Annotated in this window: 13 protein-coding genes and 4 tRNA genes; 9 read left to right on the top strand and 8 right to left on the bottom strand. The window is 60.3% G+C overall.

The window, feature by feature from the left end; genetic code table 11:
* Positions 1 to 529 precede the first annotated feature (529 nt).
* On the bottom strand, positions 530 to 1,579 hold the full coding sequence (locus QMX86_RS23125; protein ID WP_282387713.1) for an ATP-binding protein: 1,050 nt from the start codon (positions 1,577 to 1,579) through the stop codon (positions 530 to 532).
* Positions 1,579 to 2,328, bottom strand: coding sequence for a response regulator transcription factor (locus QMX86_RS23120; RefSeq protein WP_282387715.1), 750 nt, complete (start codon positions 2,326 to 2,328; stop codon positions 1,579 to 1,581). Before QMX86_RS23120 ends, QMX86_RS23125 begins: the two co-directional genes overlap by 1 nt.
* Before the next feature lie 262 nt (positions 2,329 to 2,590).
* Here QMX86_RS23120 and pyrF point away from each other — a divergent pair, with 262 nt between their 5' ends.
* Positions 2,591 to 3,289, top strand: a complete 699-nt coding sequence (gene pyrF, locus QMX86_RS23115; protein ID WP_122880424.1) for an orotidine-5'-phosphate decarboxylase — start codon at positions 2,591 to 2,593, stop codon at positions 3,287 to 3,289.
* 125 nt (positions 3,290 to 3,414) lie between these two features.
* Here the strand turns inward: pyrF and QMX86_RS23110 are convergent, their stop codons facing one another.
* A complete protein-coding gene (locus QMX86_RS23110) occupies positions 3,415 to 4,419 on the bottom strand; it encodes an NADP-dependent oxidoreductase (protein ID WP_282386432.1) in 1,005 nt (334 codons plus the stop codon).
* A 237-nt stretch (positions 4,420 to 4,656) separates the two neighbouring features.
* Between QMX86_RS23110 and QMX86_RS23105 the strand changes: the two genes are divergently transcribed.
* From QMX86_RS23105 to QMX86_RS23095, 3 genes are all read left to right on the top strand, one after another.
* Positions 4,657 to 5,418: an SDR family oxidoreductase gene (locus QMX86_RS23105; protein WP_016773663.1), complete on the top strand. Its 762-nt coding sequence runs from the start codon at positions 4,657 to 4,659 to the stop codon at positions 5,416 to 5,418.
* A 191-nt stretch (positions 5,419 to 5,609) separates the two neighbouring features.
* Positions 5,610 to 7,010, top strand: a complete 1,401-nt coding sequence (locus tag QMX86_RS23100) for a PLP-dependent aminotransferase family protein (protein ID WP_136492917.1) — start codon at positions 5,610 to 5,612, stop codon at positions 7,008 to 7,010.
* Between the two features lie 108 nt (positions 7,011 to 7,118).
* A complete protein-coding gene (locus tag QMX86_RS23095; protein WP_282386428.1) occupies positions 7,119 to 9,086 on the top strand; it encodes a methyl-accepting chemotaxis protein in 1,968 nt (655 codons plus the stop codon).
* Between the two features lie 254 nt (positions 9,087 to 9,340).
* On the opposite strand, the gene QMX86_RS23090 is transcribed toward QMX86_RS23095, so the two are convergent.
* The gene (locus tag QMX86_RS23090) at positions 9,341 to 10,099 is read right to left on the bottom strand and encodes a hypothetical protein (RefSeq protein ID WP_039764159.1); all 759 of its coding nucleotides are present in this window, start codon (positions 10,097 to 10,099) and stop codon (positions 9,341 to 9,343) included.
* A gap of 383 nt (positions 10,100 to 10,482) precedes the next feature.
* Between QMX86_RS23090 and QMX86_RS23085 the strand changes: the two genes are divergently transcribed.
* The 4 genes from QMX86_RS23085 (at position 10,483) to QMX86_RS23070 (ending at position 10,895) form a co-directional block, all read left to right on the top strand.
* A tRNA-Glu gene (locus QMX86_RS23085) sits at positions 10,483 to 10,558 on the top strand.
* A gap of 2 nt (positions 10,559 to 10,560) precedes the next feature.
* Positions 10,561 to 10,636 (top strand) — tRNA-Gly (locus QMX86_RS23080).
* A 104-nt stretch (positions 10,637 to 10,740) separates the two neighbouring features.
* A tRNA-Glu gene (locus QMX86_RS23075) sits at positions 10,741 to 10,816 on the top strand.
* 3 nt (positions 10,817 to 10,819) lie between these two features.
* A tRNA-Gly gene (locus QMX86_RS23070) sits at positions 10,820 to 10,895 on the top strand.
* 136 nt (positions 10,896 to 11,031) lie between these two features.
* On the opposite strand, the gene QMX86_RS23065 is transcribed toward QMX86_RS23070, so the two are convergent.
* From QMX86_RS23065 to QMX86_RS23050, 4 genes are all read right to left on the bottom strand, one after another.
* Positions 11,032 to 12,771, bottom strand: coding sequence for a dipeptidase (locus QMX86_RS23065; protein ID WP_282386426.1), 1,740 nt, complete (start codon positions 12,769 to 12,771; stop codon positions 11,032 to 11,034).
* Between the two features lie 188 nt (positions 12,772 to 12,959).
* A complete protein-coding gene (locus QMX86_RS23060; RefSeq protein ID WP_016773667.1) occupies positions 12,960 to 13,598 on the bottom strand; it encodes a LysE family translocator in 639 nt (212 codons plus the stop codon).
* 1 nt (position 13,599) lies between these two features.
* Entirely contained in the window at positions 13,600 to 14,370 is a 771-nt protein-coding gene (locus QMX86_RS23055) for a 2OG-Fe(II) oxygenase (RefSeq protein WP_130929159.1), read from the bottom strand.
* Positions 14,371 to 14,460: 90 nt separating this feature from the next.
* Entirely contained in the window at positions 14,461 to 15,087 is a 627-nt protein-coding gene (locus QMX86_RS23050; RefSeq protein ID WP_024013941.1) for a serine-tRNA(Ala) deacylase AlaX, read from the bottom strand.
* A gap of 89 nt (positions 15,088 to 15,176) precedes the next feature.
* On the opposite strand from QMX86_RS23050, the gene QMX86_RS23045 reads away from it, so the two are divergent.
* Entirely contained in the window at positions 15,177 to 16,175 is a 999-nt protein-coding gene (locus QMX86_RS23045; RefSeq protein ID WP_110645982.1) for a LysR family transcriptional regulator, read from the top strand.
* Positions 16,176 to 16,449 lie beyond the last annotated feature (274 nt).

The raw sequence follows: 16,449 nt of genomic DNA, 5'->3' as shown, positions 1-16,449 counted from the left end.
CACGCCCGGATCAATCCCTCCACTCAGCCTTCCGACGTCGCCGGTGGATCAAGATCAAAAGCACTCGAGCTTGCGCTCATTGTTGAGTGGGGCGGCTTCGCCGCGGGCAGCTGCGCTGCTTTGCTTTGGCTTTTGATTTTGTGGGAGCGAGCCTGCTCGCGAAGGCGGCCTGGCAGCCAACCCATCTCTCTCTGAAACCACTCGATGCCTGTGGGAGCTGGCTTGCCAGCGATAGCGCCCCCACATCCAACCAATATCTGCCGAATACACTCAGTTTCATTGTGGGAGCGAGCCTGCTCGCGAAGGCGGCCTGGCAGCCAACCCATTTCTTGCTGGACGCGCTCAATCAAACTGTAGGAGTGAGCCTGCTCGCGATAGCGCCCTGAAAGCCAACCAATATCTACCGAATACACTCAGTTTCATTGTGGGAGCGAGCCTGCTCGCGAAGAGGCCGGTACATTCAACAGATGTATTGAATCATCAGACGCTTTCGCGAGCAGCCTCGCTCCCGCTTCAAGTCGGCTGAGCCTCAGCCCCGTGGCAACCGGACAACGGCGGTCAGCCCACCACCCGGTGTTTCTTCCAGATCCAACCGCCCACCCAACCGCTGCGCGGCTTCGCGGGCGATGGTCATGCCCAGCCCTACGCCGCCGGAATTGCGGTTGCGCGAGCCTTCCAGTCGGTAAAACGGCTCGAACACCGCTTCCCGCTGGTCTTCAGCAATACCCGGTCCGTGATCAATCACCCGAATCAGCAATTCCTCACGCTGTTCCAACAGTTCAATCCGCGCCTGTCCGGCGTAACGCAGGGCGTTGTCCAGCAGGTTGTTGATGCACGAGCGCAGCGCCATCGGTTGTACTGGCAAAGGCGCGCAGTGGCCGCTGACCTGTACATCGGCGCCCTGGTCCTGGGCGTTTTCGCACAGCGATTCGACCAGCGCCTGCACGTCCAGCAACTGCAAGGCTTCGCTGGTGCGTTGTTCGTGCAGATAGGTGAGGGTGGCGTCGAGCATGCCGATCATGTCGTCCAGGTCCTGGCGCATCTGGCTTTGCAGCTTGTCGTCGCTGATGTTTTCCAGGCGCAGTTTCAGCCGTGACAGTGGCGTGCGCAGGTCGTGGGAGACGGCGCCGAGCATGCGCGCGCGTTGCTGGACCTGTTCGCGGATGCGCCGTTGCATGAGGTTGAAGGTGTGCGCCGCTTGCCGGGCTTCGCGCGGGCCGGATTCGTCGAGGGGGTCGCTGTCGAGGTCTTCGCTCAGGCGCTCGGCGGCGTCGCTCAGGCGCTGGATCGGCCGGCTGAGCAGCTTGGCGCCGTACCAGGCGGCAATCATCAGGGTGATGAACTGAAAGGTCAGCGGCACCACCGGGCCACCGAACCAGGGGCGTGTTTGCCTCGGTGGGTAAGCGGCGTCGCGCATGGGCGGTTGGCCGTCGATGTTCGCTGAGAACTCGGGCGGTGGTGGGGGCGGAGGAGGGCCGTAGAGTCTGAACCAGGCGAAGGCCAGCAGGTGCGCCAGGACAATCGCCGCGAACAGCACCCCGAACAGGCGACCGAACAGGGTGTCGAAGCGCGCCTTCATCAACCGATGTCCCGCGCGTCGAACAGGTAACCCTCGCCGCGCACGGTCTTGATCAGTTGCGGGGCTTTCGGGTCGTCGCCGAGTTTTTGCCGCAGGCGCGAGACCAGCAGGTCGATGCTGCGGTCGAAAGCCTCGATCGAGCGACCGCGAGCGGCGTCGAGCAGTTGTTCGCGGCTGAGCACGCGGCGCGGGCGTTCGATGAAGACCCAGAGCAGGCGGAATTCGGCGTTGGACAAGGGCACTACCAGGCCGTTGTCGGCGACCACTTGGCGCAGGACGCTGTTCAGCCGCCAGTTATCGAAGCGAATGTTCGTGCGCTGTTCGCTGCGGTCGTCGCGCACGCGGCGCAGGATGGTCTGGATGCGGGCGACCAGTTCGCGTGGTTCGAACGGCTTGGCCATGTAATCGTCGGCGCCCAGTTCCAGGCCGATGATGCGGTCGGTGGGTTCGCAGCGGGCGGTGAGCATCAGGATCGGGATGTGCGATTCGGCGCGCAGCCAGCGGCACAGCGACAGGCCGTCTTCGCCGGGCAGCATCAGGTCGAGGACGATGACGTCGAAATGTTCGCCCTGCAGCGCCTGGCGCATCGCCGCGCCGTCGGTGACGCCGCTGGCGTGAATGTTGAAACGGGCGAGGTAATCGATCATCAGCTCGCGGATCGGCACGTCATCGTCGACGATCAGCGCGCGGATGCTCCAGCGCTTGTCGTCTTTGCTTTCATCCGTCACGGTTGTCGGGGTGTTGTGCATGGGGCTGTTCACTGCCAGGGGTGGTTTCAGCATAGGCGTCCGGCCGGGAGGCGGGAAGTGCTGTTGTAAGGACGTGTAGCGCCGGGCGAGGCTAACCCGAATGCGTGTTGCCGGCGTGTCGGCTGTGTATCGGAGTCGACACAATAGCCGCGCCGGCTAAGCTGATAACCGCCAGCGCGACGATTTACCGATCATCGGGTGCCGCGCCGCCGCCGGTTCCGCTACAATGCGCGCCGTTTTCGACCAGCCTGAGAGCCCATCCATGTCCGCCTGCCAGACTCCTATCATCGTCGCCTTGGATTTCCCCACCCGTGACGCCGCACTGAAGCTGGCCGACCAGTTGGACCCGAAACTTTGCCGGGTCAAAGTGGGCAAGGAACTGTTCACCAGCTGCGCGGCGGAAATCGTCGGCACCCTGCGTGACAAGGGTTTTGAAGTGTTTCTGGACCTGAAATTCCACGACATCCCCAACACCACCGCGATGGCTGTGAAAGCCGCTGCCGAGATGGGCGTGTGGATGGTCAACGTGCACTGCTCCGGTGGCCTGCGCATGATGGCTGCCTGCCGTGAAGAGCTGGACAAGCGCAGTGGTCCGCAACCGTTGCTGATCGGCGTGACCGTACTGACCAGTATGGAGCGCGAGGATCTGGCCGGTATTGGTCTGGATATCGAGCCGCAGGAACAAGTGCTGCGTCTGGCGGCGCTGGCCGAGAAGGCCGGGATGGACGGTCTGGTGTGTTCGGCGCTGGAAGCGTCGGCGCTGAAAACCGCGCACCCGTCGCTGCAACTGGTGACCCCGGGGATTCGCCCGGCGGGCAGCGCGCAGGACGACCAACGGCGCATTCTGACCCCGCGTCAGGCGCTGGATGCCGGTTCCGATTACTTGGTAATCGGCCGTCCGATCAGCCAGGCGGCAGATCCGGCGCAGGCGTTGGCCGCAGTCGTAGCCGAAATTTCCTAAAGCTTATTGAAGATCCGACTGTGGGAGCGAGCCTGCTCGCGAAGAGGGAGTGTCAGTCGGCATCATTATCGACTGATCCACCGCTTCGCGAGCAGGCTCGCGCCCACATTGGTTTCAGGCTGGCCTTAAACCTTCAACACCAACTTGCCAAAGTTCTCGCCGTTGAACAGTTTCATCAGCGTCTCCGGGAACGTCTCCAGCCCTTCAACCACATCTTCCTTGCTCTTGAGCTGCCCGTTGGCCATCCAGCCGGCCATCTCCTGGGCGGCGTTGGCGAACTGCGCGGCGTAGTCCATCACCACAAAACCTTCCATGCGCGCGCGATTGACCAGCAGTGACAGGTAATTGGCCGGGCCTTTGACCGCTTCTTTATTGTTGTACTGGCTGATGGCGCCGCAGATCACCACCCGCGCTTTCATGTTCAAGCGGCTCAGCACCGCGTCGAGAATGTCGCCACCGACGTTATCGAAATACACGTCGACGCCCTTCGGGCATTCGCGCTTCAGACCGGCCACGACGTCTTCGGTCTTGTAATCGATGGCGCCGTCAAAGCCCAATTCGTCGATGAGGAATTTGCACTTGTCGGCCCCGCCGGCGATGCCGACGACGCGGCAGCCTTTGATTTTGGCGATCTGCCCGGCCACGCTGCCCACCGCACCGGCCGCGCCGGACAGCACCACGGTGTCACCGGCTTTCGGGGCGCCGACGTCGAGCAGGGCGAAGTAGGCGGTCATGCCGGTCATGCCCAGTGCAGACAGATAGCGTGGCAATGGCGCGAGTTTCGGGTCGACCTTGTAGAAACCGCGCGGCTCGCCGAGGAAATAATCCTGCACACCGAGGGCGCCATTGACGTAATCGCCGACGGCGAAGCCAGGATTGTTCGAAGCGATGACTTTTCCCACGCCCAGTGCGCGCATGACCTCACCGAGACCGACCGGCGGGATGTAGGACTTGCCTTCGTTCATCCAGCCGCGCATGGCCGGGTCGAGGGACAGGTATTCGTTTTTCACCAGAATCTGTCCCGCCTGTGGCTCGCCGACCGGTACTTCCTGGTAAGTGAAAGTCTCGCGGGTCGCGGCGCCCACCGGGCGTTTGGCGAGCAGGAACTGGCGATTGGTCTGGTTGGTCATGACAGGCACTCGAATGGAATGAAGCCTTGTTGATAGCTCTTCAACGGCGATGTCGCAAGGTTGGCTGATACGGCGAATGCGAGTCGATCCAGTGCAGTGATGGTTACGGGACGGGGTTTATCACTGCAGCGCATGGGCCTGTAAACAGCGATTGCATAGTGCTGACGTGCTTTCGCTGCCCTTGGCTATGCTGCGACGCCAACATCTCCCATTTTTTTTGCATTCGAGGACATAGCCATGAGCATGACGTTTTCCGGTCAGGTGGTTGTAATCACGGGAGCCGCCTACGGCATCGGTCGCGCGACAGCCCTGGCGTTTGCCGCCGAAGGCCTGAAAGTGGTGGTGGCTGACCTCGACGCGGCTGGAGGCGAAGGCACGGTTGCGCTGATTCGTACCGCCGGTGGCGAAGCGTCCTTCGTGCGCTGCGACGTGACGGTGGAAAGCGATGTAAAAAATCTGATGGATGAGGTGATCAATACCTACGGTCGTCTCGACTATGCCTTCAACAACGCCGGGATCGAAATCGAAAAGGGCAAACTGGCCGACGGTACGCTGGACGAGTTCGACGCGATCATGGGCGTCAACGTCAAAGGCGTCTGGCTGTGCATGAAGTATCAGTTGCCGTTGCTGTTGGCGCAGGGCGGTGGCGCGATCGTCAACACGGCGTCGGTAGCCGGGCTGGGCGCAGCGCCGAAAATGAGCATCTACGCGGCATCGAAACATGCGGTGATCGGCCTGACCAAGTCGGCGGCGATCGAATACGCGAAAAAGAAAATCCGCGTCAACGCAGTGTGCCCGGCAGTGATCGATACGGACATGTTCCGCCGTGCCTACGAAGCCGACCCGAAGAAGGGCGAATTCGCCAACGCCATGCACCCGGTCGGGCGCATTGGCAAGGTCGAGGAAATCGCCAGCGCGGTGCTGTATCTGTGCAGCGATGGCGCAGCGTTCACCACTGGGCACTCATTGGCGGTGGACGGCGGCGTGACAGCGTTCTGAAAGTTGCCGAAATACAAAGAACCCGCCTGCGTGCGGGTTTTTTTGTACCTCGCGGTCGGTCCCTGTGAATACCGTTAAACAATGTGTATCAAACCGTTAGAACTGGCGCATTTGGCGGTGTTGTCGCACAGCCTCGGCGGTGCGGCTGTGATTTACTGCTGCCAGCAAAACTGACAGGAGTTTGCGAGCTCATGGAACTGAGAATTGACCGACAGGCAATGGTGCCGGTCGTGCAGCAGATCGTCGACGGAATGACTGACTGGATTGTGCAAAGCGGCATCCCGCCGGCCACCCGGTTGCCCTCCGTACGGCAAATCGCCCGGGGTAATCTGCTCAGCCAGTCGTGTGTCGTCGAAGCCTGCGAGCGCCTGGTTTCGCAAGGTGTGTTGACTGCGCGTCAGGGCGCGGGATTCATCGTCGCGGCCTCGCCGCCGTTGCGCGAAACGGACTCGGAACTGGCAGTGTTCGAGGGCCGCCATGCGTGGTGCGATGAGGTGAGCGCTTCGACGGGCCGCTTGATCTTGGGGCAAGGAGGCTTGCCGCCGAGTTGGCGTGAGCCCGACGACCTCAGCTACGCGCTGCGCGAGGTGGCACGCACCGACATGGCCAGCCTGTTCAACTACAGCTCGCCACTGGGCCTGCCAGCGTTGCGCGAGCAAATTGCCAAGCGTCTGAAACTGCTGAATATCGACGCCTGCAATACCCGGCTGATGAGCACCAGCGGTGCCAGTCATGCGCTCGATCTGATCGTGCGCACCCTGTTCAAGGCCGGCGACTGCGTGGTGGTGGAAACGCCCGGTTATGCACCGTTGTTTGACCTGCTGCGCCTGCACGGCGTACAGATGCTCGAAGTGCGTCGGACACCGAGCGGGCCGGACATCGACATGCTCGAGTCAGTGCTGCGTCAGTTTCGTCCCGCTGCCTTGTTCATCGGCAGCCATCACCACAACCCCACCGGCAGTTGCCTGACCCCCGCCGTCGCCCAGCGCATCGTGCAATTGAGCAAGACCTACGACCTGCGCGTGATTGAAGATGACGTCTACGCTGATCTGCACACCGGCAGCGGTACGCGGTTGGCGGCGCTGGACCATGGCGGCCGGGTCATTTATGTCGGCAGCTTTTCCAAGACACTAAGCAGTTCGTTGCGGATCGGCTTTGTCCTGGCGGACAGCGAGCTGCTGAAGCGCCTGGCCGAGGTCAAGATGATCAGCGGCCTGGGCTGTTCGAGGCTGGCCGAGGCGGTATTGGCAAGACTGATGGCGACCGGCGCGTATCGCAAACTGGTGCAGCGCCAGCGCCAGCGCTTGAATGCCGATCGCGCGGCGGCCTTGCAGGCGCTGGAAGACGCCGAGTGGGAAGTGTTTGGCAAGCCGGTTGGCGGGCTGTTTATCTGGGCGCGGGCACGCTTGCGCGATCAGACGTCGGTGCGCAGGCAGGCCCAGCGTTGCGGGCTGGAGTTATCAGCAGCGGACGCCTTCAGTCCCAGCGGTGAGTGCGGTGACTGGCAGCGCATCAATGTGGCCTGTGCCTGCGACCCGCGGGCTCGGCAGTTTTTTCGCAATACTTGCGCGGATCGACCTCCAGCATTCTGAAAACGACGCGGGCGTAGCTTTTTGCCATTATTCCGACGCCAGAGTCTTGTGCTGGTTAGAGCCCGTTGCGAATCTTCGTTCACAGACTTTGGCAGGGGACTACGCGCAATGATTTCGGCCGTGCAAGGACGTTTTGCCAACCTCGGTATGGCGAAAAAACTGGGTATCGGATTTGTGCTGGTCTTGCTGCTGACTGCGTTGGTGGCGGCGATCGGCGTCTGGTCGCTGCAAACCATCAGCCTGCGTTTCGACGGCTTGAAGCAGATGTCCGCGCTCAACAGCGGCCTGCTCAAGGTGCGACTGCTCGAGCAGGAGTACGCCCTGCGCGGCAATCCGAAGGCCGCCGATGCCTTGCGCGAAGGCGTCGATGGGCTGATCGTCCTTGCCGGTGAGCTCAAGGCGCATTCCCCGGCCAACGTCCCGGTGATGAGCGATGTCGAGCAAGCGCTGGGCGCGTATCGCAAGGCCTTCGATGAATTCGTCTCGCTGAGCCAGGCCAAGGATCTTGCGCTGGAGATGGCCAGTTGGTCGGTGTCCAGCGTGGCCAATAACCTCGATGTGTTGCAGAGCGGGTTGGCCGATGATGGCGCCTATACGTTGAAAGACAGCGAGGGCAAGGACGGCGCGCAGTTCATCGAACAGGCGAACCAGGTCAGTCAAGTCTCGCGGTTGATGCTGCAGGCGATGAACGAAGCGCGGGTGCGTCTGGATCAGAGCCGCAAGGGCGATGCCGACAATGCTGGCCAAGGCAACATCGAGCAGGCTGCGCAAGCGCAGGAGCAGGCCGAGGCGTTGAAAAGCACGGTCAAGGACGAGGGCTATCTGACGGTGCTCAACGAAGTGTCGGGGCATATCGTCGGATTCAACGAGAAGCTGGCTGAATACACCGCTTTGCTGGCGCAAGAAAAAACGGTTTATGACCAACTGCATCAGCGTGCTGCGCAGGTGGTGGACCGCGTCAATCAGGCCTACGTCGCCGAAGATGCTTCGATGCAGGCGGAGCTGAAAAAGAACACGGTGTTGATCATTGGCTCTTCGGCGCTGGCCTTGTTGGTCGGATTACTTGCCGCGTGGGTGATCACGCGCCTGATCGTGGCGCCGCTGCGCAGTGTGATTCGCGTGGCGCAGCAGATTGCTGCGGGTGATCTGACGGCGAAGGTCGAGGTGACGCGCCGCGATGAAATGGGGCAGCTGATGTTGGCGATGCAGCAGATGGCTGCCGGTCTCGGCACGATTGTCAGTGGCTTGCAGGCCGGCATCGAGCGCTTGGCCGGTTCCGCGCAATCGCTGTCGGCGGTGACGGAACAGACCAATCTGGAGGTCAACAGCCAGAAGGAGGAAACCGAGCAGGTCGCCACGGCCATGAACCAGATGACCGCCACCGTGCATGACGTCGCGCGCAATGCCGAAGAGGCGGCGCTGGCGGCGCAGACGGCGGATGACAAGGTCGAGAGCGGCCAGCAGGTGGTGCGCCAAAGCATGGCGCGGATCGAGCAGTTGGCGGATTCAGCGACCTCGGCCAGTTCCAGCATCGAGAGCCTCAGCGCCGAGATTCAGAATATCGGCACGGTGCTGGAGGTGATCAAGAGCGTGGCCGAGCAGACCAATCTGTTGGCGCTGAACGCGGCGATCGAAGCAGCGCGGGCTGGCGAGCAGGGCAGGGGATTCGCGGTGGTGGCCGATGAGGTGCGTGCGCTGGCGCGGCGTACGCAGCAATCGACCGAGGAGATCGAGCGCCTGGTCAGTGCCCTGCGCGCGGCGGCGCAGTCGTCGGTGCAGCAGATCCGCAGCAGTGGCGAGCTGGTGAAGCTGGCGGTCAGTGATGCGTTGCAGACCGAAAGTGCGCTGGGGAGTATTGCGGCGGCGGTGTCGTTGATCCAGCAGATGAATCAGCAGATCGCGGCGGCGGCGGAGGAGCAGAGTTCGGTGGCGGAGGAGATCAATCGCAGTGTTACGCAGATTCGTGCGAGCGCGGATCACTCTTCCGTGGCTATGCGCGGGAATGCGGCTTCGAGTGTTGAGCTGGCGCAGTTGGGCGGGGAGTTGCGCTCGATGGTTGGGCATTTTCGGCTTTGAGTCTTGGCGGCCTTTGGGCCGGCCAGGCTCTCGGCTTCGCCGCGTGAGGATGGCCCGGGTTTGCTTTTGCTGTTCTGTGGGAGCTGGCTTGCCAACGAAGGCGGCCTGACAGCCGACCGATTTTTACCTGAGAACACTACTTCCCAATGTGGGAGCGAGCCTGCTCGCGAAAGCGATCTTCAATTCACACCCTCTTTCAATTCGACCACAAAAAAGCCACCAATAACGGTGGCTTCTCTTCCAGCATTCCCGCCTCAGTCGTAAATCACTTTCTTCTTCCAGTCCGCATCGGCTTCGACATCCTTCAAACCAGCGGTCAGTTGGTTTTCTTCACCTTCCACCGGGGCGATCTTGTCCATGACCTGGGCGTTGGCTCGGGCGAGGAGTTTTTCCAGATATTGCAGTTGCTCGGCATACATCTGCGGGTCCTGCTGTTTGCGCAGATATTGCACGCCGCGTTCGAAGGCGAGGCGGGCCTGGCCGGGCTGGTTTTGTTGCAGGGACTGTTGGCCGAGGTTGTTGAAGAATTCGATGTGCAGCAGCACGAGGATGTGGCGCACTTCGCGAATCCATTGTTTGGCTTCGTTCGGAGGCAGGAAACCGTCGTGGGCGGCGCGGGTTATCTGGCCGTGCAGGGCTTCGAGGAGGAAGCGCACGTCTTTGGCTTTGGCCTCGGTCAGGATCGGCGCGGGCGGGTTGTTCACCGGGATCGATTCGCCCTGGGCAACGAGGGCGCTGAGTTCGGTGATCCGGGCCTTGGTCGTCGCGCTGGTTTTTTCCAGATTGAGCAGGCGCTGGCAGACGTTGAGTTCCAGGCGGGTCAGCAGTAGCTTGAGCGCCGGGGTCATGAACTGGCCGGGGAAGGTTTCGGTCAGTTCGCCGCAGCGGCGCAGGCGGTCGTTGAGTTCGACTTTGGTGCGGGCCTTCTCCAGTTTGTTGTTTTCCACCACATGGTTCATGTAGCCAATGGCGATCAGAATTGCGATCCCGGCTACGACTAGCAGGGTGATCATGAGTGGTGTCACCGGTAAGACCTCTTTATAGGGTTCGCATGCGAGTGTAGTGGCTGGGCATTTAGGCGCCTAGCGCCGCTCGACGGGTTTGATCGGCTGCTGCAATCTGTATCGGCCGCCAGCTGTATAGATGAATGCTGGCGCTTGATGTGCAGATTGCCATCACTGTGCGGTGACTATAACGTCTTGGCGAGTGGCGGAATATAGGCGTCAGGTTTCGGACGACGGAAAAGCCCTACGCGGCCCGTAATCCAGGTCGAAGTCATTGATTTAAATAAATTTATATCAGGGGGTTGACGACCCCTCAATCCATCCATAGAATGCGCGCCACTTGCAGCGTAAAGCACACAGCGAAACGCGGCAGGGAGTGAATGTTGTAGCGTGTCCCCTTCGTCTAGTGGCCTAGGACACCGCCCTTTCACGGCGGTAACAGGGGTTCGAGTCCCCTAGGGGACGCCAATGCGGGAATAGCTCAGTTGGTAGAGCACGACCTTGCCAAGGTCGGGGTCGCGAGTTCGAGTCTCGTTTCCCGCTCCAATTTTAAACAGCAGTGCTTTCGGGCGGTGCTGAGTGAAACCAGAACCAAGTCTTCGGATGCGGATCTGGACACCGAAACACATACCATGTGTTCCGGGTAGCGTGTCCCCTTCGTCTAGTGGCCTAGGACACCGCCCTTTCACGGCGGTAACAGGGGTTCGAGTCCCCTAGGGGACGCCATTTGCGGGAATAGCTCAGTTGGTAGAGCACGACCTTGCCAAGGTCGGGGTCGCGAGTTCGAGTCTCGTTTCCCGCTCCAATTTCACAAAAACGCCGATCAGTGATGATCGGCGTTTTTGTTTGTGCGCGTTTTATGGCGGCAATAAAAAAGGACCTTTTCACAGGTCCTTTTTTATTTTGAGCCCGGTCATTAATGATCGGGCTCAGGCAGAGCTTTACAGCTTCGGCAACTGCCCGACACGCCCCATCATTTCCGTGACGATCTGCAGATCCAGCAGGAACTGATCGACGGTCTTGAATTCGCCATCGGTGTGGCCGGTGTATTTGGCTTCAGGTCGCGCCAGGCCGAATTGCACGCCGTTCGGCAATTCGTGAACCGACGTCGCGCCGGCGGAAGTACCGAATTCCGACTTCATGCCGAGGTTTTCGCTGGCTACGGCAAGCAGCGCCTTGACCCATTCACCTTCGGGGTTGCGATACATCGGTTCGGCCACGGAATAGTCGAACGCTACAGCGACATGAGTCTTCTTGCTCCAGGCATCCAGTTTCTCAGCGATCTCAGCCTTGAGCTTTTCCGGAGACTTGCCCTTCGGTACGCGCAGATTCACCGCCAGTTTGAAGGTCTTGTCATCCTCACCGACGTAGGTCAGCGAGGTGGTCAGTGGCCCCATGAACGAATCGGAGAAGCCCACGCCGAGTTTTTTGCCCAGGTAGTCCAGGCCCCAGTTGTCATCGGCATAACGCGCGGCATCGGTGAACTGGTTGTGCTTGAGCGCGACTTTGCCGTCCAGGCTGTTGATGAAGCTCAACATCCGCGCGACCGGGTTGACGCCGGACTCTGGTTCGGAGGAGTGCGCAGAAACCCCCGTCACGGTCAGTTTGACGTCTTTGCCATCAACCTTCGTAGCGACTTCGAAGTCGCCGCCGTTGGCTTTGGCATAGGCATCGCCGGCCTTTTGCAGACTGGCGGCGAGCTCGGCAGGCTTGTCGGTTACCAGGGTGACCACCGAAGCGGACGGAATCTGGTTGGTCGCCTTGCCGCCAGTCATCGAAACGATTTCCGCGCCGTTGCCTTCACCTTTGCGTTTGGCAAAGTTGGCCATGACAGTGCCGTAACCTTTTTCGGCGATCACCACCGGATAACCGCCGTCCAGCGCCATGTTGTAGTTCGGCGTCGGGTTGCGTTCGAAGTAATAAGGAATAGCGTCGCCGCTGGTTTCTTCGGTGGTGTCGACCAGCAACTTGAAGTTGCGCGCCAGTGGCAGCTTCTCGTCCTTGATCACTTTCATAGCGTACAGCGCCACGACGATCGCGTTCTTGTCATCCTCTGTGCCACGACCGTACATGCGATCGCCAATCAGCGTGACTTTGAACGGGTCGAGTTTGGTGCCATCTTTCAGCTCCCAGTTTTCCGGCGTCACCGGCACCACATCGGCGTGGGCATGAATGCCAACGACTTCGTCGCCTTTGCCGTCCAGAGAAATTTCGTAGACACGGTTATCGACATTGCGGAACTTCAAACCGAAGGATTCGGCGAGTTTCTGGATCTCGCCGGCAATCTTGATGAATTCCGGATTGTCGTGTTGCTCCACGCCGTCCTTGCGGAAGGTCGGGATCTCGACGAGTTGGCGCAGGGTTTCCAGCGCGGCCTTGCCATATTTCACGCGGGTATAAATGCCCAGCAGACGGTGAATTTCATTCTGCTGTTCGGCGTTCAGGGTCTTGTTGTCGAGGAAGGCGCTGATGGACGGGGTGAGATTATCCGTGTTGGCCAGGTCGCTTTTCGCCAGGCTGCCAAGGAAGCTGCGGAAGTCCGTCAAGCTCTTGCCGTCAAAGGATTTCAGGATCGCTGCACTTTGCTCGGCAGTGATGTTGGTTTGTGCGGCGCTGGTAAATGCGGTGAGGCTGGCCATGACGAGCGTAGCGGCGGCCAGTTTTTTCAGGGAAAAGACCATGGAACAGGCATTCCTTTGCAAAGGATTGGGAAAGTATTTCTGACGCTTGTGACAGAAACATTTTGTAAACCTAACACTGCGAGCGCTGGGAAAGGGAGTCGCAAACTTGATCTGTCGCACAGAAATGCAAAAGAGGCGCACAAATGAAAAAGTCCCGGCAACTGATGCCGGGACTTTTTTTGTGCGAGTTACATCGACAGCATCAGGCGTCCGGCAAATAGAATCAGGATGACGCCCATGCTGCGCTCGAACCAGTGTCCAAGGCGCATGAACAGCAGGCGCACTTTGTTGCTGGAGAAAAACAGCGCGACGATCACGAACCACAGCGCGTTGACGAAGCACATCCACAAGCCATAGAACGCCTGGATCTGCAGCGGTGTGCTGGCGCTGATGATCGTGGTGAAGATGGCCAGGAAAAACAGCGTGGCCTTGGGGTTGGTCGCGTTGGTCAGAAAACCGGTGCTGAATGCCTTGAACAGTGACTGTTCAACCAGCGGCTCATCGGCGGTTTTTTCGCCTTCGACGCTGCTCTTCGGTTTGCTGCGAATCAGGCTGACGCCCAGATAAAGGATGTAAGCCCCACCGACCACTTTGGCCACAGTCAGCAGCCACGGCGTGGTGTGCATCAGGGCGCCGACGCCGAGCAGGGTATACAGCACGTGCACGGAAATCCCCGCGCCGATGCCCAGCGCAGTGCAGATGCCGACGAGGCGACCGAAGCGCACGCTTTGGCGGATGGTCACGGCGAAGTCCGGGCCGGGTGCAACCACGGCGAGAAAGTGGATGGTGGCCAATGCGAGAAACTCGCCCAGGTAATTGGAAAGCATGTCAGCTCCAGAAAGTCAGAGGGGAGGCATTGCCGCGATAGCCGACAAAGAACGACAGGCTCAAACGCGGATCGGCCACGCCCGGGGTAACCGAGTGCATGCGCCGAGAATTGAACATGATGAAATCGCCGGGCTGCGGTCGTACTTCGAGGGCGGGCGGCCCCAGCAGCGACGGCTCGATGCCATAACTGTCGCCGCGCATTTCGTCGAATTGATCCGGGGTGATGTGGTCATTCCACATCTGCAAGGCGCCACCCTCGGTGGGCATGTTCAGGTAGACGTTGCAGGCAAATTGCGCCTCGAGGCTGCGCGCCTGAAAACTGTCCGGGGCGTCCTTGGCGAAGATGTCGTGATGAGCAAGAAAGCACACGCCGGGTTTGACCACGCGCGACAAGCCGACATACATCTTGCGCCCGTAGAGATTTTGCAGATGCGCGCCAGCGGGCCAGGACTCGTCGAGCATGCAGCGCAACGTGTCGATCGGCGAAGAGTAGGGCGCGCAGCGCTGGCGCAGTTCGGCGATGTTGCGGGTGGCGCGTTCGAAGTAATCCTCGATCAGCAGCGGCTGGTTTTCCGCCTCGTAGAAGGCCATGCCGATGCGTCCGATGCTCGGTGCGTTGATGTAGCCTTCAAAGCCCGGGGCGAGGATCTTGTCGCCGATCTCGATCGCCAGTGGCTCGGGGAGAAAGCGTTTGACGCGGATGGCGAGGACTTCTTCGTTGGCCAGTTTTTTTATGCACGTCTCATCGAGACGCTCGACGTCTAGCATCATTTGTTTTAGGTCCATCTATCGATAGTCAACGGAACCGGCGAGTGCGGTTCCCCGGCGTCGGACGCTGCGCGATGGCAACGTCCGAAATGCTCAATCCACGCTGTAGTGGACGGACAGCGTGCCTTTCTTCTGCGAAAGCGACGCGATTGTGACTGTGCCCAGATCCTTCAGGCTGCGTACGTGGGTGCCACCGCAGCCATAGGCTGGCAGCTCACCGAAACTGATTTCCCGCGCGCCCTCGCGCAGTGAAGTCAGACGCGGCAGATCGTGTTCGATCCACTGCTCGATACCGGTTTGCACGGTTGGCGCATCGACTTCTTCCGCGCCATCGCCCGGTTTGAATTGCACCCGGCCTTCGTCCGGCCAGTGGTGCGCTTTGATCGGCATCCAGCCCATGGCCTGAATGAAATGACCGATCAGGTGCCCGGCCGAATGCATGCGCGTGTTGAAGCGGCGGCGTTCTTCATCAATGCGGATGACGGTCATGCCCAGCGGCAGCGGGCGGTCGACGAAATGCACAATGCGCTCCGCTTCCTGCACCACGCGCGACACCCGGCTTTCACCGATCCAGCCGGTGTCGCAAGGCTGACCGCCGCCCTGGGGGTGAAACAGGGTAGCGCGCAGCACTACGGCGAATTCGTTCTCGTGGGGTGTGCAGTCGAGGACTTCGACATTCGCCTTGAGGTCGTCACTGTGAAAAAACAGGCGAAGCGTCATATTCCATGCCCTGATCGAAGTTCTGTTTTTATTATATGAATCGTGCAATAACGTGATAATCCGTTCCAACATCAAAGGACTTGTGCGTCGTGAGCATCAATCTTCCGCTGCCGCTGCTGGGTGAAATGGCGATTTTCGTCAAGGTTGTCGAGACCGGCAGCTTCTCTGAAGCGGCGCGGCAGATGGGTTCCTCACCCTCGGCGGTCAGTCGCAGTATTTCCCGCTTGGAAAAGGCGTTGGCCACGCGCCTGCTGCAACGCACCACGCGCAAACTGCGCTTGAGCGATGGCGGCGAAGAGGTGTTCAAGCGTTGCCAGGAAATGGTCAGCGCGGCCAGATCGGTGATGGAAATCAGCGGCCAGTTCACCCACGAAGCCGAAGGTCTGGTGCGGGTCAGCGTGCCGAAAGCGGTGGGGCGCTTTGTGATTCATCCGCACATGCCGGAGTTTCTGCGCCGCTATCCCAAGGTCGATGTCGAGTTGTTGCTGGAGGATCGTCAGGTCGATCTGATCGATGATCATGTCGATCTGGCGATTCGCATCACTGATCGTCCACCGGCCGGTCTGGTCGGGCGGCAGTTGCTGACCATCGATCATTTGCTTTGCGCCACGCCGCAATACCTGGCCGAACACGGCACGCCGACGCATCCTCACGATTTGCTCAATCACAGTTGTATTTATCTGGGCGAAACGCCGAGCGATGCGCGCTGGAAGTTCAAGAAGGGCAGCAAGGCGGTGACGGTCGGTGTGCGTGGGCGCTATGCCGCCAATCACACGGGCGTGCGCTTGGGGGCGGTATTGCAGCACATCGGCATTGGCAGTCTGCCGTATTTCACGGCGCGTTATGCGTTGGAGCAGAAGTTGATTGTGCAGGTGCTGCCGGACTGGACGTTTCTTGCCTCTTATCATGGTGGGTTGTGGTTGCTGCATTCGCCAACGCGGTATCTGCCGCCGAAGTTGCGGGTGTTTATTGATTATCTGGTGGAGTGTTTGCAGAAGGAGCCGACGTTGGGCAGGCCCGGGAAATCTGCCGGTGGGAGCAATGCGGGTGTGGCGTATGAGCTGCCGGAGAGTGAGGGGTTGCTTTGAGGTTTTTTTGGTGGGACTTGGCGGCCTTGGGGCCGACCAGGTTCTTGGGGTTTTGGGTGAATATCCGTTTCTGCGGGTGTTGCGGCTGGCGGTTTCGCCCTTACGGCGAGTCACTTTTTCAGACGCCAAAAAGTAACCAAAACGCTAGCTCCTGCGTTCGGCCCTCGCAGGCTCGGGTTCCTTCGCTCCGGGACTGATCCGGGCGCAGCGGCTACGGTTTGCTTCGCTGCACCTCCTTCCGCTGTGTACGACTGCGTCGTACGGTCGCTGCGCT

The organism is Pseudomonas sp. PS01270 (genome assembly GCF_029959775.1).
In the GTDB taxonomy this organism is placed as follows: Bacteria; Pseudomonadota; Gammaproteobacteria; order Pseudomonadales; family Pseudomonadaceae; genus Aquipseudomonas; species Aquipseudomonas atacamensis.
Note: the sequence above shows the minus strand (reverse complement) of the source record. Positions and strands in the feature narration are given on the sequence as shown.

What these genes read in the sequence shown, in the direction of transcription:
- QMX86_RS23125 (WP_282387713.1), bottom strand. Translation starts at nt 1,579, where the DNA reads ATGAAGGCGCGCTTCGACACCCTGTTCGGTCGCCTGTTCGGGGTGCTG.
- QMX86_RS23120 (WP_282387715.1), bottom strand. Translation starts at nt 2,328, where the DNA reads ATGCACAACACCCCGACAACCGTGACGGATGAAAGCAAAGACGACAAG.
- pyrF (WP_122880424.1), top strand. Translation starts at nt 2,591, where the DNA reads ATGTCCGCCTGCCAGACTCCTATCATCGTCGCCTTGGATTTCCCCACC.
- QMX86_RS23110 (WP_282386432.1), bottom strand. Translation starts at nt 4,419, where the DNA reads ATGACCAACCAGACCAATCGCCAGTTCCTGCTCGCCAAACGCCCGGTG.
- QMX86_RS23105 (WP_016773663.1), top strand. Translation starts at nt 4,657, where the DNA reads ATGAGCATGACGTTTTCCGGTCAGGTGGTTGTAATCACGGGAGCCGCC.
- QMX86_RS23100 (WP_136492917.1), top strand. Translation starts at nt 5,610, where the DNA reads ATGGAACTGAGAATTGACCGACAGGCAATGGTGCCGGTCGTGCAGCAG.
- QMX86_RS23095 (WP_282386428.1), top strand. Translation starts at nt 7,119, where the DNA reads ATGATTTCGGCCGTGCAAGGACGTTTTGCCAACCTCGGTATGGCGAAA.
- QMX86_RS23090 (WP_039764159.1), bottom strand. Translation starts at nt 10,099, where the DNA reads ATGATCACCCTGCTAGTCGTAGCCGGGATCGCAATTCTGATCGCCATT.
- QMX86_RS23065 (WP_282386426.1), bottom strand. Translation starts at nt 12,771, where the DNA reads ATGGTCTTTTCCCTGAAAAAACTGGCCGCCGCTACGCTCGTCATGGCC.
- QMX86_RS23060 (WP_016773667.1), bottom strand. Translation starts at nt 13,598, where the DNA reads ATGCTTTCCAATTACCTGGGCGAGTTTCTCGCATTGGCCACCATCCAC.
- QMX86_RS23055 (WP_130929159.1), bottom strand. Translation starts at nt 14,370, where the DNA reads ATGATGCTAGACGTCGAGCGTCTCGATGAGACGTGCATAAAAAAACTG.
- QMX86_RS23050 (WP_024013941.1), bottom strand. Translation starts at nt 15,087, where the DNA reads ATGACGCTTCGCCTGTTTTTTCACAGTGACGACCTCAAGGCGAATGTC.